The 24,962-nt window shown below is 67.0% G+C and carries 27 protein-coding genes, 1 tRNA gene and 1 pseudogene; 15 read left to right on the top strand and 14 right to left on the bottom strand.

What is annotated here, in order from left to right:
- Both NY1_RS16015 and NY1_RS16010 read right to left on the bottom strand, forming a co-directional pair.
- A complete protein-coding gene (locus tag NY1_RS16015; RefSeq protein WP_067713203.1) occupies positions 1-1,011 on the bottom strand; it encodes an FAD-dependent oxidoreductase in 1,011 nt (336 codons plus the stop codon).
- A gap of 243 nt (positions 1,012-1,254) precedes the next feature.
- Positions 1,255-2,082 carry a TIGR02452 family protein gene (locus NY1_RS16010; RefSeq protein WP_067713201.1) on the bottom strand — a complete coding sequence of 276 codons (828 nt, stop codon included), beginning with the start codon at positions 2,080-2,082 and terminating at the stop codon, positions 1,255-1,257.
- A 106-nt stretch (positions 2,083-2,188) separates the two neighbouring features.
- On the opposite strand from NY1_RS16010, the gene NY1_RS16005 reads away from it, so the two are divergent.
- The 5 genes from NY1_RS16005 (at position 2,189) to NY1_RS15985 (ending at position 6,451) form a co-directional block, all read left to right on the top strand.
- Positions 2,189-2,551, top strand: coding sequence for an ACT domain-containing protein (locus tag NY1_RS16005; protein ID WP_067713200.1), 363 nt, complete (start codon positions 2,189-2,191; stop codon positions 2,549-2,551).
- A gap of 231 nt (positions 2,552-2,782) precedes the next feature.
- Entirely contained in the window at positions 2,783-3,160 is a 378-nt protein-coding gene (locus NY1_RS16000; RefSeq protein WP_067713198.1) for a BlaI/MecI/CopY family transcriptional regulator, read from the top strand.
- Between the two features lie 231 nt (positions 3,161-3,391).
- Positions 3,392-3,856: a putative copper homeostasis (lipo)protein LpqS gene (gene lpqS, locus NY1_RS15995; protein ID WP_067713197.1), complete on the top strand. Its 465-nt coding sequence runs from the start codon at positions 3,392-3,394 to the stop codon at positions 3,854-3,856.
- A gap of 100 nt (positions 3,857-3,956) precedes the next feature.
- Positions 3,957-5,081, top strand: a complete 1,125-nt coding sequence (locus tag NY1_RS15990) for a PLP-dependent cysteine synthase family protein (protein ID WP_084535011.1) — start codon at positions 3,957-3,959, stop codon at positions 5,079-5,081.
- The gene (locus tag NY1_RS15985; protein ID WP_233434352.1) at positions 5,078-6,451 is read left to right on the top strand and encodes an MFS transporter; all 1,374 of its coding nucleotides are present in this window, start codon (positions 5,078-5,080) and stop codon (positions 6,449-6,451) included. The genes NY1_RS15990 and NY1_RS15985 overlap by 4 nt, the downstream gene beginning before the upstream one ends.
- A 100-nt stretch (positions 6,452-6,551) precedes the next feature.
- Here the strand turns inward: NY1_RS15985 and NY1_RS15980 are convergent, their stop codons facing one another.
- Positions 6,552-7,553 (bottom strand): M56 family metallopeptidase, encoded by a 1,002-nt coding sequence (locus NY1_RS15980; protein WP_067713195.1) that lies wholly within the window; start codon positions 7,551-7,553, stop codon positions 6,552-6,554.
- Positions 7,554-7,680: 127 nt separating this feature from the next.
- Complete coding sequence (locus tag NY1_RS15975) at positions 7,681-8,646, bottom strand: helix-turn-helix transcriptional regulator (protein WP_067713193.1); 966 nt, start codon at positions 8,644-8,646, stop codon at positions 7,681-7,683.
- Positions 8,647-8,707: 61 nt separating this feature from the next.
- Between NY1_RS15975 and NY1_RS15970 the strand changes: the two genes are divergently transcribed.
- Positions 8,708-10,969 (top strand): ATP-binding cassette domain-containing protein, encoded by a 2,262-nt coding sequence (locus NY1_RS15970; RefSeq protein ID WP_067713191.1) that lies wholly within the window; start codon positions 8,708-8,710, stop codon positions 10,967-10,969.
- Here NY1_RS15970 and NY1_RS15965 read toward each other — a convergent pair.
- Positions 10,966-11,628, bottom strand: a complete 663-nt coding sequence (locus tag NY1_RS15965) for a molybdopterin-dependent oxidoreductase (protein WP_067713189.1) — start codon at positions 11,626-11,628, stop codon at positions 10,966-10,968. The genes NY1_RS15970 and NY1_RS15965 overlap by 4 nt on opposite strands.
- A 91-nt stretch (positions 11,629-11,719) precedes the next feature.
- Between NY1_RS15965 and NY1_RS15960 the strand changes: the two genes are divergently transcribed.
- A complete protein-coding gene (locus NY1_RS15960; RefSeq protein WP_067713187.1) occupies positions 11,720-12,145 on the top strand; it encodes a GNAT family N-acetyltransferase in 426 nt (141 codons plus the stop codon).
- Between the two features lie 104 nt (positions 12,146-12,249).
- On the top strand, positions 12,250-14,100 hold the full coding sequence (locus NY1_RS15955) for a hypothetical protein (protein ID WP_084535010.1): 1,851 nt from the start codon (positions 12,250-12,252) through the stop codon (positions 14,098-14,100).
- A 41-nt stretch (positions 14,101-14,141) separates the two neighbouring features.
- Here the strand turns inward: NY1_RS15955 and NY1_RS15950 are convergent, their stop codons facing one another.
- From NY1_RS15950 to NY1_RS15940, 3 genes are all read right to left on the bottom strand, one after another.
- Positions 14,142-14,351, bottom strand: coding sequence for a DUF397 domain-containing protein (locus tag NY1_RS15950; protein ID WP_067713184.1), 210 nt, complete (start codon positions 14,349-14,351; stop codon positions 14,142-14,144).
- A gap of 61 nt (positions 14,352-14,412) precedes the next feature.
- On the bottom strand, positions 14,413-14,616 hold the full coding sequence (locus NY1_RS15945) for a DUF397 domain-containing protein (protein WP_067713182.1): 204 nt from the start codon (positions 14,614-14,616) through the stop codon (positions 14,413-14,415).
- Positions 14,606-15,511, bottom strand: a complete 906-nt coding sequence (locus NY1_RS15940; protein ID WP_067713628.1) for a helix-turn-helix domain-containing protein — start codon at positions 15,509-15,511, stop codon at positions 14,606-14,608. The genes NY1_RS15945 and NY1_RS15940 overlap by 11 nt, the downstream gene beginning before the upstream one ends.
- 147 nt (positions 15,512-15,658) lie before the next feature.
- On the opposite strand from NY1_RS15940, the gene NY1_RS42960 reads away from it, so the two are divergent.
- The gene (locus tag NY1_RS42960; protein WP_067713179.1) at positions 15,659-15,904 is read left to right on the top strand and encodes a hypothetical protein; all 246 of its coding nucleotides are present in this window, start codon (positions 15,659-15,661) and stop codon (positions 15,902-15,904) included.
- A gap of 22 nt (positions 15,905-15,926) precedes the next feature.
- A complete protein-coding gene (locus NY1_RS42955; RefSeq protein WP_067713175.1) occupies positions 15,927-16,112 on the top strand; it encodes a hypothetical protein in 186 nt (61 codons plus the stop codon).
- Positions 16,113-16,341: 229 nt separating this feature from the next.
- On the opposite strand, the gene NY1_RS15925 is transcribed toward NY1_RS42955, so the two are convergent.
- The 5 genes from NY1_RS15925 to NY1_RS15905 form a co-directional block, all read right to left on the bottom strand.
- Positions 16,342-16,770 (bottom strand): DUF6892 domain-containing protein, encoded by a 429-nt coding sequence (locus NY1_RS15925; RefSeq protein ID WP_084535007.1) that lies wholly within the window; start codon positions 16,768-16,770, stop codon positions 16,342-16,344.
- A 169-nt stretch (positions 16,771-16,939) separates the two neighbouring features.
- Complete coding sequence (locus tag NY1_RS15920; RefSeq protein WP_067713172.1) at positions 16,940-17,431, bottom strand: hypothetical protein; 492 nt, start codon at positions 17,429-17,431, stop codon at positions 16,940-16,942.
- A 152-nt stretch (positions 17,432-17,583) separates the two neighbouring features.
- On the bottom strand, positions 17,584-18,168 hold the full coding sequence (locus NY1_RS15915) for a DUF6630 family protein (protein ID WP_157762266.1): 585 nt from the start codon (positions 18,166-18,168) through the stop codon (positions 17,584-17,586).
- Positions 18,169-18,442: 274 nt separating this feature from the next.
- On the bottom strand, positions 18,443-19,267 hold the full coding sequence (locus NY1_RS15910) for a DUF6881 domain-containing protein (protein WP_157762265.1): 825 nt from the start codon (positions 19,265-19,267) through the stop codon (positions 18,443-18,445).
- Between the two features lie 160 nt (positions 19,268-19,427).
- Entirely contained in the window at positions 19,428-20,018 is a 591-nt protein-coding gene (locus NY1_RS15905; protein WP_067713164.1) for a DUF6630 family protein, read from the bottom strand.
- Between the two features lie 845 nt (positions 20,019-20,863).
- Here NY1_RS15905 and NY1_RS42950 point away from each other — a divergent pair.
- From NY1_RS42950 to NY1_RS45400, 4 genes and pseudogenes are all read left to right on the top strand, one after another.
- Positions 20,864-21,535: a hypothetical protein gene (locus NY1_RS42950; RefSeq protein ID WP_157762264.1), complete on the top strand. Its 672-nt coding sequence runs from the start codon at positions 20,864-20,866 to the stop codon at positions 21,533-21,535.
- A 195-nt stretch (positions 21,536-21,730) separates the two neighbouring features.
- Positions 21,731-22,735, top strand: coding sequence for a DUF6301 family protein (locus NY1_RS15895; protein ID WP_157762263.1), 1,005 nt, complete (start codon positions 21,731-21,733; stop codon positions 22,733-22,735).
- 144 nt (positions 22,736-22,879) lie between these two features.
- Positions 22,880-22,951, top strand: a tRNA-OTHER gene (locus tag NY1_RS15890).
- A gap of 174 nt (positions 22,952-23,125) precedes the next feature.
- Positions 23,126-23,545, top strand: a pseudogene (locus NY1_RS45400) (2'-5' RNA ligase family protein); the annotation flags it as partial.
- A gap of 125 nt (positions 23,546-23,670) precedes the next feature.
- Here NY1_RS45400 and NY1_RS44555 read toward each other — a convergent pair.
- The gene (locus NY1_RS44555; RefSeq protein ID WP_233434350.1) at positions 23,671-24,141 is read right to left on the bottom strand and encodes a hypothetical protein; all 471 of its coding nucleotides are present in this window, start codon (positions 24,139-24,141) and stop codon (positions 23,671-23,673) included.
- A 210-nt stretch (positions 24,142-24,351) separates the two neighbouring features.
- Here NY1_RS44555 and NY1_RS15875 point away from each other — a divergent pair, with 210 nt between their 5' ends.
- On the top strand, positions 24,352-24,957 hold the full coding sequence (locus tag NY1_RS15875) for a dihydrofolate reductase family protein (protein ID WP_067713148.1): 606 nt from the start codon (positions 24,352-24,354) through the stop codon (positions 24,955-24,957).
- The last annotated feature ends 5 nt before the right edge of the window (positions 24,958-24,962 follow it).

Here is a 24,962-nt window from a genome sequence, read left to right as displayed (position 1 = left end):
CTACCCCGCACTGCGGCGCATGGCCGCCTGAGCCTGCGCGCGATCCGCCAGAATCCGTTGCCGCCGTTCGGCCATCGCGGCGGCGGGGGAGGAGCCGGTGGTCACCGCCTGGAAGACGGCATGGGCGTCCTCCAGCGCATCCCGCGCGCCCACCCCTGCCGCAGGCGTGATCGCATGATCGGCATCCCCGATCAGCAGCACCGAATCATTCGGCGCGGCAGCATCTTCCAGGGGCACATTGCGCGCATTGCTGACGTGAACCGCATCGGTCGCCCCCAGGAACGTCTCCAGCAGTGCCCGATTCGTCGGCGTAGCCGCGAGAATGTCCTCGGCCCATTCGTCGATCGGCCGCAACCCGAGATCATCACCCCCGGTGAGCGCCGGCCGGGGCAGCCGCACGAACCACAGCGCGGCCGGATCGCCGGGCCGCCAGATATGCCCCAAGGTGCTCACCGGCGGTCCGGGCGCAGGCATTTCGGCGAAGAAGTGCAGCGTGGCGGGCGCGGTCGGCAGCTCCACCGGCACCGTTGTCATGCCGTACAGCACGACGTCGCCCGCGTATTCGGTGACGCGCTCGGGTTCGATCCGAGCCCGCACGGTCGAATCGATGCCGTCCGCCCCGACGAGCAGATCGTCACCGAATCCGTCGACGTCAGCAATGCCTGTCCCATACTCTGCCTTCACGCCGGAGTCCGCGACGAAATCGCCCAGCATGCCGATGAGATTGCGCCGCAGCCAGAATCGATGCCCTCGCCCGGTGGTGGTACCGCGCCGCCCGAGCCCGTTCGCATACGCCAGCCCGCCCGTGACCGGATACGACGCCGCGTCGATCGCCTCCTGCGCCACCCCGAGCTCGGTCAGCGCACGATGCCCGCGATCGTCGATGAACAGAAACGCCCCGCCGCCGGAACCATTCGATTGCCGCTCGTACAACGTCACCGGAAGACCGCGCCGCGCCAGCCCTCCCGCGAGCGCCGATCCGGCAATGCCTCCGCCGATCACAGTCACCATGCCTCGAACCTCCTGGCTCCACACCGAGTACGGGTCAGCGAGCCGCCCGGGCACCCGGGCGAAATCGCGGCTCCCTTCAATAATGCGGAGCAGAAACGGAATTCGGGGCCAGGTCGGGATTTGTGGCCGACACCTACATCACCTTTTGCGGATATTGCGATCTATGCATGGAAATCGCAGGTGTCGTCGTCCACCTCGAAGATGAAGGACGGCCCGGACGAGGCCGGGCGAAAAGCGTGTCGATCAGCGCGGGGCGGCAGCGCCGAATCGGGATTCGAAGGCCGCGCGATTGGCTGAGATGGGGGAACGATCCCACACTGCGAAGGTGACGTGGTCGAACGGCGCCCCGTTGGTGCACAATGCCTGGTCGAATGCCGCGGCGACTTCGGTGGGGTCATTGCGGAACACGCCGCATCCCCAAGCGCCGAGCACGAGCGTCCGGACCTCATGGCGCGCGGCCACCGCGAGCACCCTGGTGGCGCGTTCGATCAGGATGTCGGCTACGGGTACCGGTGCGCCGTCGTTGCGCAACGCCAGCTGTCCGGCGTTCGGGGCCGGCGAGGTGAGGAACGACAGTGGGAACGGGTGGGCGGCAAGCTCGCTCCGGTCGTCCCGGATTACCGGCACGCCGGGGGAGTAGATCACGCGATGGCTGTAGCGCAGATCGGTCGAGGCGCGATGCGCGGCATAGTAATCGGGCGCTTCGAGCAGTGATCGATACAGTAGCGCGCTGCGGCACAGGTCCTCTTCCTGGGCGCGCGCGCCGCCGAGGTATCCGCCGCCGGGATTGCGCGCGGAAGCGAAATTGAGCACCGCGATGGCGGTCCGTCCCTCGCGGTGCAGTCGCCGTGCCGCTTCGATGCTGCCCTCGGCGGTCACTTCCATGGTCCCGGTGAAAGCTCCAGTGCGGCCGCCGCTTACGTCGTCTTCGGGCGTGTAGGACACGGTTCCGGCGCGGGCCGCGGCCAGCTGCGCGCCGATCTCGACGAGCAGTCCTTCCGGGGTCCGATAGCTGCCCGCGTCGGCGATCCGCTCGTTCTCACTGGCGATTTGTTTTGGGCTCGTAGTCATTCCGCAGACCCTACGGCGGTCGTGCTCGACCGTCACGCGAATTTTAGTCGCTAGAACCAATTCCCGGCCGCCGGGCCGGATCCCCGCCTCCGCCTACGATGACCGCATGGGCACCAGTCAGCGTTTGCGCATCGTCCCGTCGCAGTTCGCGGTCGAGCATCTGCCGAACTCCACCTTCCCCGAAGACGACGAATGGATCGCGCTGGTGCGAGCGCCCGAGGGCCTCACCGTGATTCGCGAGGCCCCGGCCTGGGCCGAGGGTGAGATCTGGAAGGGCTTCTACGGCGACGGCTCGCACGGCCTGGATCAGCCGGGCATGCTGGCCGCGCTGATCGGCCCGCTGGCGGAGTCCGGCATCCCGGTCTTCGTCGCCTCGACCTATCACGCGGATCTGGTGCTGGTGCCCGGCCATCGGCTGCCCGAGGCGTCGGACGCGCTGCGCGAGGCGGGCCATCGAATCGCGGATTGACCCGGATCGGCCCGGGGTGCGCCCCGATTCGCCGCTCCGGTTGCGGCCGCCGCGCCTCCGGGGCACGATAGTACTGTCTACGTACGTAGAGCGTATATGAGGGAACGTTCCGTGTCGTAGACGGCGGCTTGAGCCTGTCCAGACGTCCCCCTACGATCGGGTACCACTACGCACCGGAACGTGGCCCGGGAGCGGATGACGGCCGGGCCGTGAGGTGAGGAGACGTGGAACATGGCTGCTGCACGAGGCTTCGGTGACCTGGAAACGGTCGTCATCGAGCGCATCTGGGACCGAGCCGAGAAAACGACCGTGCGCGAGGTCTTCGACGAACTCGCCGCCGAACGCGATATCGCCTATACGACGGTGATGTCGACGATGGACAATCTGCATCGCAAGGGCTGGCTCGAGCGCGAGCGGGTCGGGAAGGCGTACGCCTACTGGCCGACGCTGACGCGCGAGGAGTACAGCGCCCGCCTGATGCGTGAGGCGCTGGGCAGCGGCGGCCGTTCCGAGTTGGTCCTCGCGCACTTCCTGGAGCAGATGAGCGCCGAGGAATCCGAGGGCCTGCGCGCCGCCCTGCGCCGCATCTCCCGCTCCAAGCGCGGCTAGCGCTCGCTCCCCGACTACCCGCACCGGCACGACGGTGCGGGTAGCCGCCGTCCGGCTTCCGGTGTGCGACACGCGGACGAGATGTGGTCTGCGACACCCGCTCCGAACCCCCGCAAGTACGTACCCGGATAGTAGATTGTGTCGGGACGGTGTCGGTGGCATGGCAACGCTGTGTACTCCGCCCGCGAAAATGACGCACGGTCGGGCGGATTCGAGGCGGGGAGGTGCGAGATGGCGGCAGGCCGGGGCGCGCTGCGCCGGCACACCGTCCTGGTCTCGGGCCTGCTGATCGCCCTGCTGGTGGTGGCGGCGATCGCGGACTGTGTGCTGTTGCGCGGGGAAGGCCATCCGCACACCGCGATTCGTGTCGCGCCCAGCCTGCCGGCGGCGAGCCCGAACCCGGACGCGGTCGTGCACGGCCACCCCGCGACCGTGCACGCGATCACCGTGGTGAAAGGTCTCTCCGGCACTGCCGAGGACTGCGGTCCGCACCTGTGGCACTGCCTGAAGTCCGCCCTGCCCACCGAGTCGACGGCCCAGATCGCCGTGCTCTCGCCGTTGCTGCTGCTCGCCTTCCTGCTCCCGGTCCTCGCCGCGGCCGCCGCGGCGGCCACCGAACGCGGCCCGCCCGGACCGTGGTCTGCCGTCGTCAGCGGCCGAATGCTGCTGACGCGCTTGTGTATCGCCCGACGCTGATCGGTCAGCGCCAGGCCGCCGCGGTATGCGCCGGCCGGTGTCCACTGCCCGCGCACGTCCGGCCGCCCGCGTGGCGGTTTCGATACAGGAAGCGATAGTCATGGACAAAGTTGTGCTCGACGAACTCACCGCGCTGCCCGGCGGCCCGGTGGTCGCCGCCCCCGGCGCGGCTCGCCGCCTCGGCGCGCTGGTCGGCAATACCCCGGTGCTGTGGGTCGGGGAACCCCTGGCCCCGGCCGGTCGCGGTTTCTGGGCCAAGCTCGAGGGCTTCAATCCCGGCGGTATGAAGGACCGGCCCGCCCTGCACATGGTGCGCCGCGCCGAGGAACGCGGTGAGCTGGCGCCCGGCGCGCGCATCGTGGAATCCACCAGCGGCACTCTGGGTTTGGGGTTGGCGCTGGCCGGACTGGTGCACCACCATCCGGTGACGGTGGTGACCGATCCCGGTCTGGAACCCATTGTGGCCCGTATGCTCGCCGCGTACGGCGCGCGGGTCGATCTGGTCGCCGAACCGCATCCCGACGGCGGCTGGCAGCAGGCGCGCCGCGACCGGGTGGCCGAACTGCTGGCCGCCGAACCCGATGCCTGGTGCCCCGACCAGTACAGCAATCCCGACAATGTGGACGGCTACGAATCCCTTGCGCTGGAACTGATCTCGCAGCTCGGCGGCGTGGACGTGCTGGTGTGCGCGGTCGGCACGGGTGGGCATTCGGCGGGTGTGGCGCGGGTGCTGCGTGAGTTCGAGCCGGGCTTGCGGCTGATCGGCGTGGACACCGTGGCCTCCACGATTTTCGGTCAGCAGGCGGGTACGCGGCTGATGCGCGGCCTGGGCTCGAGCATCTATCCGCGCAATGTGGACTATGGCGCGTTCGCCGAGGTGCATTGGGTGGCGCCGGCCGAAGCGGTGTGGGCGTGCCGGGCGCTGGCCGCCAACTATCACGCCAGCGGCGGCTGGAGCGTCGGCGCGGTGGCGTTGGTGGCGGGCTGGGCGGCGCGCAGGTTCGCGCCCGGCACCCGGATCGCGGCCGTGTTTCCCGATGGGCCGCACCGCTATTTCGACACCGTGTACAACGACGCGTACTGCGCCGAGCACGGTCTGCTCGCCACCGCCGCACCGGATGCGCCGGACACCATCGATCATCCGGGCGAGCGTCAGGTGACCCGGTGGACCCGTTGCGCCACGGTGCTCGATCCGAGCGGAGCGGCCGCGGAGCGCGCCTCGTGAGCGTGTGGGCGCGGTTCCGGGGCTTCGACACCGCCGCGCGGCTGCTCATGATCAACCAGTTCGGCATCAATCTGGGCTTCTACATGTTGATGCCGTATCTGGCCGGATATCTGGCGGGTCCGCTGGGTTTGGCGGCGTGGGCGGTCGGGCTGGTGCTGGGGGTGCGGAATTTCTCGCAGCAGGGCATGTTCCTGCTCGGCGGCACGCTCGCGGACCGGCTCGGCTACAAGCCGCTGATCGTGGCCGGATGTCTGTTGCGCACCGGCGGTTTCGCGCTGCTGATCTTCGCCGAATCCCTGCCCGGGTTGCTGATCGCTTCGGCGGCAACGGGTTTCGCCGGAGCGCTGTTCAATCCGGCGGTCCGCGCCTATCTCGCGGCGGAAGCGGGTGAGCGCCGGGTGGAGGCGTTCGCGGTGTTCAATGTCTTCTATCAGGCGGGCATTCTCGCCGGTCCGCTGGTCGGGCTCGCCTTGCTGGCGGTGGATTTCCGGATCGCGGCGGGCGCGGCGGCGCTGGTGTTCGCGGTGCTCACGGTGGCGCAGCTGGGTGCGCTGCCCGCACGCCGCGCCGCCGCGCCGGACCGTCCGGCCTCGGTGCTCGAGGATTGGCGCACGGTGGTGACCAATCGGCGGTTCATGGCGTTCGCGCTGGCCATGATCGGCTCGTATGTGTTGTCGTTCCAGGTGTATCTGGCGCTGCCCCTGCAGGCGGAGTACATCGCGGGTGCCCGCGCGCAGACGCTCACCTCGGCCATTTTCGTCATCTCGGGCGTGGTCGCGGTGGCCGGGCAGTTGCGGATCACCGGGTGGCTGCGCGAGCGCTGGGGGACCGGGCGCAGTCTGGTCGCGGGTATGAGCGTGCTGGCCGCCGCGTTCGTGCCGCTCGCGATCGTGCCGGGCCCGGCGGTTTTCGGGCCGCCGGTGGCGATCGGCGCGCTGTTGCTCGCGGCGGCGCTGCTGGCGGTGGGGACGGCGGCGGTGTTCCCGTTCGAGATGGACACCGTGGTGTCGCTGTCGGGAAATCGGCTGGTGGCAACGCATTACGGCTTCTACAACACGGTGGTCGGGGTCGGGATCCTGGTCGGCAACCTCGCCACCGGGGCCGTGGTCGGCGCGGCTCGCTCGGCCGGTGTGGAGTGGGCGGTGTGGGCCGGACTCACCGCCATCGGCGTGCTCGCGGCCATCGCGCTGTACCGGCTGGACAAGCGGGGCCTGCCCGTCACTGCCGTTCCCGAGGGCTTCGATCCGGTGACGGACCGGCTTCCCGTGGTGGTGGCCGCCGGACCCGGGCGGCATCGCCGGATCGACCCGGATCCGCCGACATTGCCGCTGGGTCGGCTGGTCGACTATCCGACCCGCCCGAGGCGTTGAGCGGCGGGAATTGGCGGTGAGCCGCGGGAGATGAGGAACCGGGTCCGGCTACAGCCGGACCCGGTCTCGTTCCGAACTCGTTGTCCGCGTTCCGGATTCCTCAGTCGCCCGGCAGTGGTTCGCAGATGGCCAGCCCGACCGCGATCGACAGGATCGACGCCAGGGGAATGAGCGTGGCCGCGGCCAGGGCGGCGGCCAGCGTGACCCGGGCACGCGTTCGATGCAGCACCGCCGGCGGCGCGACAAGTCGTTCCAGGCGCGAGGCCAGCGCCGACGGGGTGGTCCCGAACGCGGCGGTGGTATCGCCGCGGTCGGCGCTGTCCGCGTCCACGTCGGGATTGGCCGCGTCGGAGAAGGTCACGAGCGCGGCGACGACGGTGGGCCGGCCGTGGATGCGGGCCGCGGCATCATCGGCGATCATCTCCAGCAGTCGCGCCACCTCGGTCGCGCCGGTGGTGAACAATCGCAAACGGGGCGCGACCCCGGCCAGTCCGCGGGTGAGCGCCAGGATCAAATGGTGACGCCCGGTCAGATGCGCGCGTTCGTGCGCCAGCACCGCGTCGAGATGATCGTCGTCGAGGGCGGTGAGCGCGCCCCGGCTCACCACCACCGTGTGTGGTTTCCCCGCAACGTAATACGCGGCCGGCTCGTCGACTTCGAGCACGACCGCGTCGAGTTCGGGATGATGCCGTCCCGCCATCCGCGCCAGGCGGGCGTGCGCGTGCGTGGATCGCCGCGCGCGCACCAGCGCGTGCGCCAGCCGCATCGCCGTGACCACGGCGGCGATGGCGGCCGCGGTGGACAACAGCAGCAGGCTCCACTGGATGGGCCAGCCGTAGCCGCCGACCGCGGCATCGTGCAGATGCATCAGGCAGCTGTCCATGAACCGTTGCGGCACCGAGGAGAGCTGATGGGTGAACAGGTCGATGAGCAGGATCGCGAACGCCCCCACCCACGCCAGCACCGTCGATCCGATCGCGCTCAGCCAGGCCGCGACGGCGAATCGGGGGGCCGCCCCGCTCTGCCCGACCTTGAGCAGCAACCAGGGCGCGAGCACCGCGACCACGAATCCGTACAGGGCCAGGCAGGCTGCCACGCTCACCGGCCCACCCCCCGTTCCCGGAGTTCACCAGCGCAGTCGTTTCCCACGATCGCCGGTACGTCCGGTCGCATCGATGCTCCTCCCGTTGGCAGTGCCCGGAGTTTACGGACCTTTCCTGAGTGGACCCTTACCGACTTGGCAAACCCGCTCGAAGCAGCCGTTCGCCCAGCTCGCGGGCGCGGGTGCGGAATTGGGGCGGTTCGTCGATGTGGAAGTCGGCGTCCAGGAACGCGATATTGAGCACCAGCCATTCGAAGGAATCGACGTGGGTGAGGATCCGGCAGCGACCGCCTTCGAGGGGTTCGATCTCGCAGTCCTGGAACTTGAGGCGGTCGGCGACGAGCGCGGCGGGCGCGGCCACGGTGAGCACGGCGCGATGGCGGGGCGCGGTGAGTTCGGCGCGCAGATAGTCGGCGGCGGATCGGTCCGGGAGCGGCCGGGGCGTGAAAGAGGCTGCCGTGGATTGGATTCCGCTGATCCGATCCAGCCGGAAGGTGCGCCAGTCGGCGCGTTCGACATCCCAGGCCAGCAGATACCAGCGCAGGTGCAGATGCACCTGGCGATAGGGCTCGACGCGGCGGCGGGCGGTGCTGCCCGCGGCGCCGGTGTAGTCGAAGGTGACCAGTTCACGATGCGCGGCGGCCAGGGCGAGGGTGGCGAGGGCCTCGGGGTCGACCAGCGGTGTGGGTTCGGGGGCGGCCTCGAGGGTCTCGCGCAGCGCGGAAACCCTGGGGCGCAAGCGTTTCGGCAGGAACTGGTCCAGTTTGCCGAAGGCCCGGTCGGCCGCGACGCCGATATCGGTGCGCTGGTCGCCGGTGGTGGCGCCGAGCACGGTGAGCGCGACGAGGGTGGCGACGGCTTCGTCGTCGTCGAGCACCAGCGGCGGCAGCGTGCGTCCGGCCACGAGCTGATAGAAGCCGCTGGGTCCGGGACGGGTGGTGACCGGGTACCCGTAGTCGCGCAGCCGCTCCACATCGCGCCGGATCGTGCGCGGGCTGACCGCCAGCCGGGCCGCCAGTTCCTCGCCGGTCCAGCGGCGGCCGGTCTGCAACTGGGTGAGCAGGTCGAGCATGCGTCGGGTGACGTCGGGCATGCCTCCAGGATGACCGAAATCGCGGTCAAAATGTGGCCGCAATCGGCTCTAGCGTCGAAGTATGAGCACTGCACGCAAGCCATCCGCCCCGCCTGAGCGGGCCATACGCATTCGAGCGGCGCGCACCAACAATCTGCGCGGGATCGATATCGAGGTGCCGCGCAATCGCCTCGTCGTATTCGTCGGGGTGTCCGGGTCGGGGAAATCGTCGCTGGTTTTCGACACCATCGCCGCCGAAGCCGGGTATCAGGTGAACGAGACCTATCCGCCGTTCGTGCGCAATCGGCTGCCGCGCTGGCACCGGCCGGAAGTGGACACCATCGAGGGACTGTCGCCGGTGGTGGTGATCGATCAGAAGCGCCTCGGCGGCAACGCGCGCTCGACGGTCGGGACCATCACCGACACCTACAGTTATCTGCGATTGCTGTTCTCCCGGGTGAGCGAGCCGTATGTCGGTGAGTCCAGCCACTTCTCGTTCAACGATCCGGCGGGCATGTGCCCGACGTGTGCGGGGCTGGGGGAGACCGTGGCCACCGATGTGGATCGGATCCTGGATCTGGACCGCTCGCTCGCGGACGGCGGAATCCTGTTGCCGGGCTTCGGGAACGGGCAGTACTGGTATCGCCAATACGCCGATATCGGCAGCTTCGACGCCCACACACCGCTGCGCGAGTGGAGTGCGGACGAGCGGCGGGCGCTGCTGTTCGGCGGGGAGGCCGCGGCCCGGCTGGGTACGCGCCCGCCGCAGGATTACGAGGGCGTGGTGGAGCGCTTCGAACGCATCTACCTGCACACCTCCGATCAGATGTCGGAGCGCAAACAGGCTGTGCTGCACCGATTCACCCGCGCACAGCCGTGCCCGGACTGCGGCGGGGAACGGTTGAACGCGGCCGCTCGCACCGCCCGGGTGGCCGGTCACACCATCACCGAACTGACCCGGATGGAGATCGACGACCTCGCGGAGATCATCGAGCAGGTGCGCGAGCCGGCGGTCGCGCCCGTGGTTTCGGCGCTGCGGGAACGGCTTTCGGCATTGACCGGGATCGGGCTGGGGTATCTGTCGCTGGCCCGGCCCACCGCGACGCTGTCCGGTGGCGAATCGCAGCGGATCAAAACGGTGCGGCATCTGGGCAGCAGCCTCACCGAAATGCTGTACGTGTTCGACGAACCCACCGTCGGGCTGCATCCGCACGACGTGCGCGCGATGACGGCGTTGCTGCATCGGTTGCGGGACAAAGGCAATACTGTGCTGGTGGTCGAACACGACCCGGATGTCATGCGCATCGCCGACCGGATCGTGGAACTGGGGCCCGGCGCGGGTGCGGCCGGTGGAGAGGTGGTGTTCGAGGGCGGATTCGAGGACCTGGTCCGCGCGGACACCTTGACCGGGCGCGCCTTGCGGCGGCGGCGTCGCGAACACAGCCCGCGCCCGGCGCGCGGCAAGATCCGGGTCGCCAATGCCACGCGCAACAATCTCGGTGGTATCGGCGTCGATATCCCCGCCGGGGTGCTCACCGCGGTCACCGGGGTGGCCGGTGCGGGCAAATCCAGCCTGATGGCCGAACTCGTCGCCCAGCATCCGGCGACCATCGTCGATCAGCGGCCCGTCACCACCAACCGCCGCTCCACTCCGCTCACCTACACCGGCATCGCCCCGGCCGTGCGCAAACTGTTCGCCAGACGAAACGGCGTGCGCGCCACCTTGTTCAGCGCCAACTCCGAGGGCGGCTGCCCGGCCTGTAACGGGCTGGGCGTCATCTACACCGATCTGGCGTTCATGGAGGGCCAGGAACTGGTGTGCGAGACCTGCGGCGGCAGCCGGTTCACCGATGAGGCGTTGAGCTGCACCGTCGACGGGCTGACCATCGCCGATATCGACGATCTCACCATCGACGAAGCGGCCCAGCGGCTTGCGGATCCCGCGATCGCGCGCGCCCTGCGGCATGTCGCGCAGGTCGGTCTCGGCTATCTGCGCCTGGGGCAGTCGCTCACCACCCTCTCCGGCGGCGAATGCCAGCGGCTCAAGATCGCCCGCGAGCTCACCGAGACCACCGCGCCGACGCTCTACATTCTCGACGAACCGACCACGGGCCTGCACCTTTCGGATATCGACACACTGCTCGAGGTGCTGGGCACGCTGGTGGCGCACGAGCACACGGTGATCGTGGTCGAGCACAATCCCGATGTCATCCGCCGCGCCGACTGGATCATCGACCTGGGTCCCGGGCCGGGGCGGCACGGCGGACGCATCCTGTTCGAAGGCACGCCGCAGGAACTCGCGACCCGGACCGAATCGAAAACCGGTCGCGCCCTGCGTGATTAGCCGCGACTGCCCAGGGCGCTGAGGCGGCGGATCGGCGCGATCAGCGCCCGGTAGACCGGCCGCACCACGCGTCCGGGCAGCAGGCGGTGGCGTTCCTCCCGCCACACCCGCGCCCGCCGGTGCCCCGCGATCGGCGACCATCGATCCGGATCCGGCGGCGCGGCGGTGAGAAATTCGATGCGGCACAGATGCTTGGTGCTGATGAACCCGTACTGGCTCGGGCTCACCAGCCGCAGCGGCGCCCCGTGATCGCTGTCGAGGGGCGCCCCGTCGAGCCGATCGGCGATCAGCACATCCGCGCCCAGCGCATCCTCGAGCAGGACGATCGAGCGATATCCGTCGAGCCCTTCGAACACCACATGAGTGATCGGCGCCCCCGGCGCCACCAGCGGCTCGACCCGGGCACGATACAGCTCCCCGAACCCGTGCCCCTCCCACTTCAGTCCGACGGCCGACCAGCCTGCCACGCAATGGAAGTCGGCCGCCTGCTCCCGGCGCGGCAGCTGCGCCAGCGCGGCCATCGACAGCCTGAGCGGCTCCGTCAGCGCACCGCCGATCTCGATCGCCGGATCCTCCGGCACGGGCGGCGGCGGATGGTGCAGATGCGTCCCGAACCGCGGAAACCCCTCGGCGGCACGCTGTCCCGGTGGAAGTGTCATCACAACCCCCTCGTCTCGACGTGAACCCTTCGATATAGAGCATACCTTCTAAATCGGAACGTGCGCCGATCACCCGACTACCCTCGAGCCGGTGACCATCTCCGCGAGATACGAAATCGACACCGCCCCCGACCGTCTCGATGTGGACCTCGTGCACCACTGGCTCTCCACCGACGCCTACTGGGCACTGGGCCGCGAACGCGACATCGTCGAACGGGCCATCCGCGGCTCCCTGAACTTCGGCGCCTACGACACCGACGGCGCCCAGGTCGCCTACGGCCGCGTCGTCACCGACCTGACCACCTTCGCCTGGCTCTGCGACGTCTACGTCGACCCCGCCCACCGCGGCGCCGGCCTGGGCTCGCGTCTGACCACCGCCATCCGGGACCACCTGGCGCCGTACAAGCTCAAGCGCATCGTGCTGGCCACCCTCGACGCGCACGGCCTCTACGCCAAACTCGGCTTCGAACCCGTCGCCAACCCCGAAATGTGGATGGTGCTCAGCGCCCAGGGCTGAGACGCCTCACGGGCGGGGCGGATCCGGCGACTTCGCCACGCATACCTTCCGGTCCTGTGGGCACGCGGTCAGTGAGACGTTGGGTTACAGAGAAAGTTCTGCCGATGAGTCCTGACATCACGATGCTCGCCGACGGTTCCGAAGGCGGCGGCGCCGCACTGGATCAGGTTGCGATACTTACCGGTTCGGCCCTGGTGATCGCGGCGGCGGTCGGCACCCTCGGCTACCTGCACCGCACCCGCCGCATCGGCTGGCTCGGCAACGCCGCCGACCGCCTCGGCCGCTGGGCCAACCGCCCCGGCTGGGTGGCCCTGCCGCTGGCGGTCTTCATCACCACCATCCTCACCGCCATGTTCGGCTTCATCTGGGACGTGAGCCTGCACATCGGGCGCGGCCGCGACGAAGGCCCGCTGGCCAACCCCGCCCACTACTTCATCATGATCGGGCTGTTCTTCCTGTTCGTGGCGGGCATGCTGGCCATCCTGCTGCCCCTGGACGAGAAGCCCGGCCCGGCCGCCATCCGCATCACCCGCACTTGGTACGCCCCGGTCGGCGGCGTCCTCATGGCGGCGTGCGGGCTGTACGCGCTCACCGGCTTCCCCCTCGACGACATCTGGCATCGCCTGTTCGGCCAGGACGTCACCCTCTGGGGGCCAACCCATCTCATGCTGATCGGCGGCGCGGGCCTGTCGCTGGTCGCGGTCCTGCTCCTGGAATTCGAAGGCCGCCTGGACCGCCCCGACCCGGCCCGCACCGACGGCCGCTGGCTGTGGCTGGCCCGCAGCTTCGCCTTCGGCGGCCTGCTGATCGGCCTGTCGGTCTTCCAGGTCGAATTCGATTTCGGCGTCCCGCAATTCCGCCTCCTCTTCCACCCCCTGCTCATCACAATCGCCGGCACCATCGCCCTCGTCGCCGCCCGCTACACCCTCGGCCGCGGCGGCGCCCTCATCGCCACGGTCTTCGCCCTGCTGGTGCGCTGGATCATCGCCGTCCTGGTCGGCCCGATCCTGGGCGCCCCGCACAATGTGTTCCCGCTCTACCTCGGCATCGCGATCGTCGTCGAAGCGATGGGCCTGCTGCCATTGCTGCGCACACCGATCTGGTGGGGCGCCCTCACCGGCCTGGCCGCCGCCACCGCCGGGCTCTGGCTCGAAAGTCTCTGGGTGACAGCGATGTTCGCCGATCCCTGGCCGGCTTCGATGTGGCCGGAAGCGCTGCTCCTGGCGATCCCCGCGGGCGTGGCCGGCGGCCTGGTCGGCGCCCTGCTCGCAATCGTCCTGCGCGGTGACGCCCTGCCCCGGCCCGCACTGCGCCGCGGCATCGTCCTCGCGGCCGTCCTGATCGCCGCCGCCTGCATCGCCGACGGCCTGCACGTCACCGTCCCCGAAAACACCACGGCCACAGTGCGATTGACCGACGCCCCACCCGTCGGCGACACCCGCATGGTCACCGCCGACATCGCCATCGCCCCCGCCGACACCGTCTCCGCCGACCCCGAATGGCTCCAAATCCTCAGCTGGCAAGGCGGCACCGGCTCGGCCAGCCCCAGCCGCGGCCTCGTCATCGACCAACTCACCCGAACCGCCCCCGGCCACTACCGCACCACCACCCCCGTCCCCGCCGCCGGCACCTGGAAAACCGTCCTGCGCCTGCACGACGGCCGCACCCTCACCTCCCTGCCCCTCTACCTCCCCGACGACCCCGCCATCGACGCCCACGCCGTCCCCGCCCTCACCGACTTCACCCGCCCCTTCGTCTCCGAAGTCACAGTCCTGCAACGAGAACGCACCTTCGACCGCCCCGCCTGGCTCTACACCACCGCCTGCCTCATAGTCCTGGCCTGCTCCCTGATCCTCATCACCGCCCTCTCCCTAGGCGCCGCCCGCCTCTCCCAAGCCCACCGCACCCACCCACCCGCCACCCCGCAACCGCGGCCGCAATCGGCTGAGGCGTGAACACCCGCATTCGCACGGACGCGCGACACACGTCCGTCAGCTCAGGGTCGGAACACCCCGTGCTCAACGGCCGCGATCAGCACATCCCACTCGCTCGCGGCGAATATGTGCACCGGGCCGATCGGATTCTTCGAATCACGTACTCCGACCGCACCGTCCGACAGGAAGGCAACCTCGACACAATCCTGGCCGGCCGAGCTATGGCTGGATTTGAACCATCGCGCACCGCGCAGATCGATCGGCACGATCATCCCCTGACTGTCATGTGGTGCGGACACAAGGAGGTCCGAACACCGTGTGGGCCGGGTTGACCTAGGGATGAAATGTCCCGAGCTTCACTCCGGTCGTGAAGGCATCCCACGCGCTCGCGGCGAAGATCAGCGCCGGGCCGGTGGGATTCTTCGAATCACGTACGCCTACCGCTTCGCCGGAGAGGAAGGCGACCTCCACGCATTCGCCGCCCGCGGAGCTGTGGCTGGATTTGAACCAATCGGCGTCGTACAGGTCAGCGTTCACTGTCGTGCCTCCTTGCAATCTCTCTGATCAGGTCGCGGCTCGGCCGTACATCCAGGCTGGCCTGTTGCAGCCGCTGGAACGCCACGCGGAATGTCTCGACGTCCGTTCGCTTTTCGAGGTAGGCGCTTCCCGCATAGCCCTCGCAGTACACCTGGCTCGGTTCTACCACCTGATTACCGGGTGCGTCACGCGCGAAATCCATGATGGTGAACGGTGGTACAGCGGTACCGAGGGGGAGTCCGGCGTGGAACGGCATGATCCGCACCTCGACATTGTCGCGGGTCGACATGTCCGCCAGGTGGCGGCATTGGGCTGCCATCACGCGAGCGCTGCCCACAACTGTGCGAAGGACGTTCTCGTGCAGGACGATACCGAGCTCCGTCGGCTGGCGGGATCGCATCAGAATGTGTTGCCGCTGCACGCGGCTCTGCACACGCCGTTCGATTTCGGGCTCGGTGTCATTGCTGAAGTAGAGGCGATCCAACGATCGGGCGTAGTCGCGGGTCTGCAGGAGTCCGTGCACGATGAGCGGCTGGAATACGGCCAAATTTGTTGCGCTGGGCTCCAACCCGACATACAGGTTGGCCCACGCGGGGATCAGATCGCTGTAGGCGTGCCACCACGACTTGGCCGGTACCTGCTCCGCGAGCCCACGCGCGACCGCCACGGCCTCGGAACCGACCCCATAGACCTCGCACAGTGCCAAAACATCGGTCACCCTGACTTTTTCGGTCTCACCCCGCTCGAGGCGGCTCAAGGTCGGCCGACTCCACTGCACGAGCGCAGCGGCCTGTTCCAGATTCATCCCCGTGGCGTTCCGGGCGTCTCGTAGCAACTTGCCGAGCTGCCGTCTCGGAAAAGTGGTATCGCTGTCCGCCGCTGCCCCGTCCCCCATCGCCTGCCCTCTCATCAGGTCGAATAGTTTTTCTCACTCCGAGAGAAGCGTAGGACCCACATGAGAAGCGACCTGCGGATTTTCGCCAATTCTCCCAGGTCGACACGCCCGCACCCTCGTCCGCCTCTTGCCCTTCATCGTTTCCGCATGACCAACTCCAGGCTCGACCAAGCCCAAATCGCCGTCCTCGATTCCCTCGCCCCCGGCGGCCTGCTCGCCATCCCCGCCCTCGCCCAATCCTCCCGGCTGACCCTGTGGCGCACCCGCAGCGCGGTCTCGAAACTCTCCGCCCGCGGCCTCATCACCGGCCGCCGCCGCGCCGGCATCGCCAGCTGGGAAATCACCGACCGCGGCCGCCGCACCCTCTCCACCCGCGCCCGCTACCACCGCTGACCACACATCGGAGCCGACAGCGATGCTCACCGTGCTCTTCCTCGCCCTGGCGTCCTGGTCAGCGCTCACCGCCGCCGCCGGCTACGCCCTCTCCGACCCCGCCCCGAAAAACGCAGCAGCCCAGTCGGTCTTCACCACCCGCGACCGCATCTTCCACCGCATCCCCGTGTGCAACCTGCACCGCCTCCACGGACGCCACCGAGCCTGACAGCAGGCTTCGGAATCGTGCGGCTCCCACACCGATCCCATCACCTGGTCGCGAAGAGAACCTCGGGCCTCTCGTAGCGATTCCCTTGTCGCCTCCCGGGAGTGCCCAGCCCGCTGTTCACCGAGCTCTGCTCGTCCACCCTTAATCCTCTTGCCGAAACGCTCTGCCGTGCATCGATTTGTAGCCGATCGCACCGACATCGCGCCGGGGCGCGCCCATGGCGATGTGGCTAGTCAATCAGCTCGATGCCCCGGGCACGCAGGTCTGCTTGGAGTTGGGGTGCAAGCAATTCCGCGCCCAGGATGCGCTCGAGATTCGGGAGGCGGTAGAGGTCGTCGAGGCTGACGACGTCGAACTGCTCACCCTCCCCGTCCCAGTGCGGGCAGCATTCGAAATAGACCTGGCAGGCTCCGTCGAAGACGAGCTGTTCGACCCCGTCGAGGAGTTCAGCGGAAAGCTCAAGGCTCTCGAAGTACTCCTGCGCCTCCGGCACGACCTGGTCCCAATAGTTATCGGCGGAGTACTGCCAGAGATCACCATCGAATCCCTTGGCTTTCAACGCGTCTGCGAGGGACCACGGCGCAAGCTTGGGCGACTCCCCGTACATGAGTTCCTCGATAACTGCCAGCTTGAGATTGAAGTCCACGAACCTAGTCACACGGCCAAGTTAGCGCCGGACTACGACAGCATTGTCATGATGGTCCCTCGGGGGCCGTCACGCCTGAGACTGTCACCGTATCCGGCGAGTTCGTGTACCGCATGACCGAGGCGGACGCCGAAACGCCGACCCACCACCCTCATCGGGCACAGGTCGGCGACCGGACGCACTACTGGAAGAAAGCGAAAATTCCGCCGCACCGGTAGAGCACGGGCACGCCCGCAGGGGATTCGGGCGCAAGCGCGCTGCCGGTACTCGAATTCGGGCCAGGCATCGGCCCCGCCGGGAACTCAGCACCCAAGAGACTGCCGATGATCGCCCCGGGCGCCGCACCGATACCGGAACCGGTCACCAGCCCAACCGCCGAACCGGTAGCCATCCCGATCATCCCGTTGATGATCGCGGTCTTGCAGTACTGCGCCTGCTCCGCCGTCAACGCGACCGGAGCAGCCGCCTGCACACCCTCCACGCTCGGCGCGGCATTCGCCACCACCGGCTGGCTTTCCCCCGGCGCCGCCTGCGCGGTGCCGGCGAGAGCCGTGGTCGCGGCAACCGAAAACAGCGCTGTCGCCGCGAATTTGCTGATCGTCATTGATTCCCATCCCGTAAACCGGAGAGAGTGGATCTCCTCCCCGGATTCGGGAATATAGCCGCAGCCCATCCCGACGGCAAAACAGCGTCCGAGACAGCTGCGCCGTGTGGTTATCCTCCCGTACTGCCCATCCGGCCTGGGACGTCCAAGCGTGTCACCAGTTCGGCGCACCCGATCGAAAGGTCGGCGGACGACGCCAATCTCAGATCCGCGTAACGAGTTCAAGATGGCTCGAGTCGTCCTCGCACGGAAACCTTGCGCCCCTGCGTTCTGGCCCATGTGCGGATGGCAGCCGCTGCACCCGGGCCTTGATTCGTCCAGCAGCCACGTCGAACAACCTCGGCGCGCCTGCCGATGGTGGCCAGCTGCCGCGCAAGCTTGTCGTACTGACTGGACGTCACGAAGACCAAGTAGTACGCACCCGCCTCCAGCGTCGCCAGCACGACTCCAGCGGTGACCGCGTGCTCGCCGACCTCCTCGAGGAACGCTTCCATGTAGTCCGCAGGATGATCGTCGGCATGCTCACGGTCGAACGACGAGCACCAATCCCAGGACAGCGCCGTAGGGTATGCCGCCAACGACTCCACCTGCCGCCGTACCGAATTGGGGTAATCCTTGGCTGCGATGACCGCCATACGTTCGATACCGTCAACAGCTCCGGTCAACGCTTCGACAAGCACACCCCAACCGTCGACACCCTGCCCTCGGACCTCCTCACGGACCGCCTCGGCCACCCGCGGCTCGCCGGGCGCCAACAGTTCTGCCACAGTGCACAGCACTGCGAGTTCGGAATCAGTCTCAGCCATACCCAATTCCCGCCTGTCAGAATGCCACGACAACCCGGGAGCCTAGCGGCGCAACACGACTGCGGAGCCACCCGTTCCGGGCAACCAACCCGGTCTGATGCAACAGTCCATCCTCAGACACTTACAAGACCGTTCGGAACGGCCAAGCCACGGTCGGCCCAACGCACCATCATGCCGCTGATCGCTCGGTTCAGGACGGCTGCGGTGCCCGCCAGCGAACGCACCCTCATGCCGAATGTCGGATATAGATTCGCGAACAACCTCAGGCAGCCTGTTACCAGCCGCCGCTGGCCAGCCATTCTGCTTGGAACTGCGACGGAGTAATCTCGGCTGCAATGACATTCGGATCCGCTGACAACGTTGCGAGATCGACGAGGTCGTCATCCAGCCACGTGCGATCGGTCTGGACGAACCCACCGGCACACTCTGTGCGGCCGTCGCGGAACTTCTGGACCTTCCGAGACTCGAATCCTTCGTCGTCGACCTCGCTGAGGATCTCGTACCCTTCGTCGTTCTCCGTGCTCGGCTTGGTGACCTTGAAATACCGCATGCCAGATTCGTCCGGAGCGAAATCCTTTGCCGGGCTGCTCCAACCGGAAGCAAATGGCCCCCAGTTGGGCGGGCGATACCGGTCCGTGTGCCGCCGGGCTTCCGGCAGGAGATCCTGAATCCACTCCGCGCGCTTCTCCCGCGGGTAGAGGTGCGGTTTCGGATCTGCATCGGTGTAGAGATAGCGACTTGATTCCACCGGGTCATACCCGAACTGCGTGGTGAACTCACGCCCGGGCTGGATGAGCAGGCGAAGAGTGGACCACGTCCCGAGTCCGGCCATCGGCGACCACTGCCACAGCTCCCGCAATGCGTGTGGGACTCCGACAGGCAAGTCCAGCCAGCCCAGAAACGGACCGTCAGTGGTGGTGATGCCGATCTCGACTTCGAGTGCCCTCCCGTCCTCCACCGTCCAGGCCAGCTCCATCTGCGTCCAGTTCAGCGGTTCGGTGTTCGTGCCGACAACACCGACCACCTCATCGACGATCCTCTGCATTAGCTCCTGTTGCTGTTCGGCCACAGCATTTCGATGGTCGGCTTCACTGAACACTGGCTTCCCTTCTCGCGACTGTGATCCCATCACATGAGCAACGCACTGTCATGCCGCTGGTCGCACTGACCGAATCGGCCAGCGTGGTGCTGCGGAAGATCAACCGGCCGTGGCGATCCGAGATCGGCCGGATGTCTGCATCTGACAACTGGCGAGCTCGCTACCTGTGTTTCACGATCTCGAAAAAGTGGTCCGCCTCGTAGGTGAAGCCGGCGGCGGCCGCGTCGATCAGTAGCAGAGCGCTACGGTCGGCTCGTACGAAGCCCAAGTCGTAACTGTCACCTCGCCACAAGCGAAACAGCGCCAGACCGACCGCATAGCATCTCCCGGCCGCTTCGCGCACGTAGCTATCACCGTCAACCTCGGCAGGCTCAGAGAATCCAAGGCTGGTGGGATCCAGGTCCAACGGGTTCTTCCAGTTGCGGGACACGTAGCGCAACCGGTCGAAGACGTCGACGGCACCGTCTTTGTGATCGCACGCGGCCAGGTACGCCTCCCGGCCCCACATACCTCCGCCCAGGGAGACGATGAGCGCTTCACGCGCGAGTTCGAGAGGGGTGCACGGACGTTCGTCGAGCCAGTTGCGATGTTCCTGTTTGAATTCATCAGGGTCGTTCAGCGCGTCAGTGACCATCTGGACGAGGTGAGATGCCCAGTTCTCATCCGGGGCCAGCAGCACAGCTGTTGAAATCAGGGCGAACTCCGCCGAGCGGGGCAGCGGTGCGAGCTGCTGGCGGGGGTGCTCGGACAAGGACTCTCCTACGGTCGTATCGGTTGTGCCGCAGTAGCTTAGGGGTTGAGCATGACAAGCGGTCACCAGTGGGCGGGCGCGGCAGGACGCTAAGACCCGCATCTGTTCCAACAGCGCCGACATTCGCGCACACGGATGAAGCCCCTGTCGGTTGGTGTCGAGATGCGCTCAGGTTCACCAGCCGATGCTTGAACCCAGGCACGGAAGTCATCAACGCCCATGAAACTCACTACTAGCCGCTTACAAGGCCGTTCGGAACCGGCCGCGGGCTCGGCCGGCGAGAGCACGGACATGCCGAGGATAGGAAGTCGAGTACATCCAGCGTCTGGTTGTAACCGGACGCTGACGAAGGCAGTAACCAGCCAACGGACCTAGGGCGCTACTGTCGCCCAGTGTGAATTCTGTGACTGATCTCTGCTTCACCGAGGTTCTATCCGGCCTGCGCACCGCTGACTTCGGGGACTGCAAGCGCGGACAGGTCAAGAAGGCAATCCGAAGGCTGGGCTGGCGGGTGAGCGGACGTGATGTCACTGTGCCCGGGATCCCCTCCGGCGGCTGGCTATTCGAAGACGAGGACCCCTACGGCAAGACGGCGTCGCGGCTCCCGTTCTTCGGCGGCGGACGGTGGGTCACCCTGACCATCGATATTGCCGACATCGGTCCCGAGCAATTCCGGCCCTACCTCGACCTCGCGATACAGGAGTGGGGCACGCCCTCGTTCTATTGCGGACGAGGCGATCTACAAGCGTGGTGGGCGTTCCCCGACAACGACGCGATTCGCAAGCTGATACTCGGCGACACGGGGAGACTGTCTTTGGAGGTCTGTTCCGCGGAATCCGACGCCGATGACCGATGGCACGCGTGGAAATATCAGGACAGCAGCTACCTGGATTTGCTGGGCGAGGACGATCGGTACCTCACCGACGAGGGCGATCAGAAGCGAACCAGCGCAGACGATTACACGATTCACCACACCTGGCAAGGCAACGACGCCGGGCAACACGACGGTCTGGAGGAGGGTCTGGACGATCTACACGCCCCGCCACCTTCGCGGTGTCCTGACCGACCTACTGGAAGATGTCCACCTCGCCATGCGCGCGCTAGGCCCCGGACCCGACAACCTTCGAGTGGAATTCTCCGCCCCCGAGCAGACACCACACCGATACGCCCGCCTCGAACTCTCCCTCGCCGAGATCCGGCTCTACGCACGGACTTCCGAACACACCAGCGCCTACCTCAACGCACACGGGTTCACCGATCATGGCGACGGACAAGCGGTCCGCTCGTGGCCGAACAGCAAAGAACACGCCCGGGCCGCAGCCACTGCGACGGTCGTGTTCCTGAACCACGTCGACCTCGACGTCTGCACGGAAACCGGCGACCACACTCGTGAACCCTCGACGGGCAGGTACACCCACAAACCGAGGCTGCTCATGACCGCGACGGGCCATCCCCTACCACTGGCTACCTTCGACTTGTCCACTTCTCCCGAGTCGATCAGGATACCCTCCGAATGATCATTCCAGCCGATTACGGTGCACTGTAACGCCGCGACCCGCGCGTTCGGAACCACCGCGGACTCGGCCGGCGCGTGCACGCAAATACCGAGTTTCGGAAGTGTAGTGGGACGGAGCATGCGGTCCGAACGGCGCGGCAGTATGGTCGGATCCCTCACCGAGGAAACGGTGCCTTTGCCGGGGGAAGGAATGGGAGTGCTGGCCGACGATGCCGACGGGTGGGCGAAGTTCTCGGCGGGTTTGTCGTTGACGCTGTCCCGGTTGCCCGATACCGGTTACCTGCTCCTTCATAGTGGCAACAACGGTGGCGCGCAGTTCGTCGTTATGCGTGATCACCTGTGGTTCGACGTCCTGCCCGATACCGGCGCGGACGCTGTTCATCGACTAGGTGCCGGGGACTCGGCGACGCTGACCGGTCAAGGGTGGACACCGCCGTCGGGGGCATACTCCAACTGGCACATGACCATTGGATGGCCCGCACCGCCGAAGATCTACGATGCCGTCGCCGAGAAGGTAGTGCAGGCATTGCGTGACGTCCTGCGGTTTGAGACCCCTTCACTGTTCCGCGTAGAGACAGGAATCCGCGACTCGCCCGCCGTCCCCGACATCACCGCACTCGGATTGGAACCTCATCGTCCGGAGTGGGCGCGCGCAGCGGCATCCCCTGCCTCGCAGGCACTCCGGCACAGCAAAGCCTGGACACCGGTCGATGTGCACCCCGACATCCCGGGAGCACTCGCGCTCGTCCGTGCCGCTGAGAATTTTGACTGGACCTGGACCATCGGCGACCTGAGGCGATTCGGTTCGTCGCTGTGCTGGCAGGTCCCCGACAGCAACCAGCTACCCGACACGATCGCAACCAATATGGCTGTCAACGAACCTGTTTCGTACCTCTTCGCCTCCTGCGATTCGGTGCGATCGATCAGTGTCTGCGTCAGTGACACCGCTCCCGACCCGGACCTTCCCACGGTGCGCCACGCCGACGTCGCCAAAGCAATGCTCGACTGCTTCGCTGCGCTGTCCGGACCGATCGTCACTGAGTTAGGCAGGCCGAACCGCAACAGCACAGGGTCCGAAGTCGAGGTCGGCTGGGATCTTCCTAATGTGGTGATCTCCCTCGAGATCAGCGCGCAAACCGTCTTGCTGACCTTCACCGACCCGGTCCATCAGCGACTGGTGGATGAGTCAGAAGACGTCTGACACCGTGGTCGGCAGACCAAACTCGCCGATTGGAACACGGACTGCCGCCGACCGCTCGTTCGAAACCGGCTCAGCTGGTAGCCGGAAGTTGAACGGCCCGTGTTCATCTCGGCCGCGCACGCGCACTGTAGACTCGCTGACGGCCATGGAGTAGATCAGCGGTAGATCACCGACACGACACGTGGGAGGGCGCGGGTTCGAATCCCGCCTCTATGGCCCCGAACTTCCGGCGCGCCGTGATACCGCGTGGTCCGCTGACCGAGCCGGGCAGCGAGGGCGGGCGAAGGTCAACAGGCTGAGCTGAAGTGGTGTCGACCGAACTCGCCATTATCCATCCACGCGAATTCGCCTGCCGCCGACCGGCAATCGCGACCGGCATGACCCCGGACCATGCCTGCGATGATCGAGATCGTGACATACGCATTGGAACTCTTCCTCGATTCGGTGGGAGACGCTGCCGTTCGGGAACTGTGGAACCGTCTGGAAGACGCCGGTCTGCAGAGCTTGGCCACAAGGTCACACCGGCGGCACCGCCCACAAGTCACGCTCGCCGTAGCAGAGCAATTCGAGGTGGACGATCGTGCACGCAGTCTCCTCGAACAGACTCCCGGGACCGAGCTGACAATGCCTGTACTCGGCACCTTCCCGGGCGAAGCGGCCGTCCTGTTCCTCGGGGTGACCAGCAATGCCGCACTCCTGAACACTCACGCGGCACTGCGCGCAGCCATCGCGTCCGGCAGCGCCGGATTGTGGGATCACTACCGGCCAGGGAACTGGGTCCCTCACTGCACCCTGGCAATGGACTGGAAACCGGACAGGCGAACCCACTCGTCTGAAGCCGTCGCCGAACCACGCACCCGGAGACAATGCACGATAATGCCTGCGGGCTGGGCAAATAGACGCACCAACCGTGCGGTGGCAGCCCGGCCGCGACATCAGGGATCTTCGAGCGGACGGCTTTGGAAGAGAGCGTCCATTCGGGCGATGTACTCCAGCGAGGGCTCCCAGTCGGGCACCGGATTATCCAAAGCATGCTGCCACCACGCAGGAACTGCGCCTGGTTCTCTCGGATAGCGCTCGAGCTCGAGCACGTAATCCCGGGCTTCCGGCTTGCCACCAGACCATGAAATCTCAGTGATGTAGTCGAAGCGTGTCGCAGCTCGACCGTCGGCCGAGATTTCCAGCTCGACTGTTATCCATGTCCCGGTATCCGGCTGAGCCATGACCGCCTTGAGTTCGATCAGCAGCTCGAAGACGTTGCCAGGGAACGACATCCGTACCGGCGTGCCGCCGTCGGTGACGGTCATCCGACCTTGGCCGATCCCGCCGAATTTGCTGAAGCGGAGGCTGAGCGGAAGCTTGGTCGAAAACTCGACCGTGAGCACATCGACAACCTCCTGCAGCATCTCGACACCCGGCCCCGGGGAAGTCACCAACACACCGCCTTTCACCACTCGCCCATCCGGGCAACCATCTGTCTACCGAGCAACGGCCACAGCTCGCTCCGCAGCCGTCCTGGAGATACGCGGATGGATCGGCTAACCGTACGGCGCGTCCGATGAGTTTGCGGCTCTCGTCCGGTCAAAGCTTGTGACACCCGAGGAAAGGACATCGCTATGTCGGAACTTCTCGTCGACTTCATCACCTCGCTCGACGGCTACGCGTCAGGTGAGGGATGGCCAGGGTTTTGGGGACTCGAGGGCCCGGAGTATCTCGCGTGGCTCGGCGAACAGCCCGAGGCCACCCATCTGATGGGAGCGAACACCTACCGGTTGATGTCGGGGTTCGCCGCCGGCGACGTCCCCGCGGGGCAGGACGAATTCAGGCCCGAGGAAGAAGCGTCCGTCGACGGGCTCACGAAAGCGGCCAAGGTGGTGTTCTCCTCCTCGCTCGAGGGCCCGCTGACGTGGGCCAACTCCACACTGGTGCGGGAGGACGCCGTCGAAGCGGTCCGCGCCATGAAATCGACCGGCTCGGGGCTGCTCACCACGATCGGCAGCCTGAGCCTGTGCAGGTCCCTGCTCCGAGCCGGACTCGTCGACCGATTCCGGGTGGTGATGTTCCCGGTGATCACCGGTGCCACGGGCGCGGAACGCATCTACGACGGCTATCCGGATGTTGCGCTGGAGATGATCGATCACCGCACTTTCGATGACCGCATCCAGCTGGTCGAGTACCGGCCCCGGGTGCTCGAGCACCCGCCGCTCGGCACCTCGGCCTGACGCCT

This window comes from Nocardia yamanashiensis NBRC 100130, assembly GCF_001613325.1.
Classification (GTDB): domain Bacteria; phylum Actinomycetota; class Actinomycetes; order Mycobacteriales; family Mycobacteriaceae; genus Nocardia; species Nocardia yamanashiensis.
Note: the sequence above shows the minus strand (reverse complement) of the source record. Positions and strands in the feature narration are given on the sequence as shown.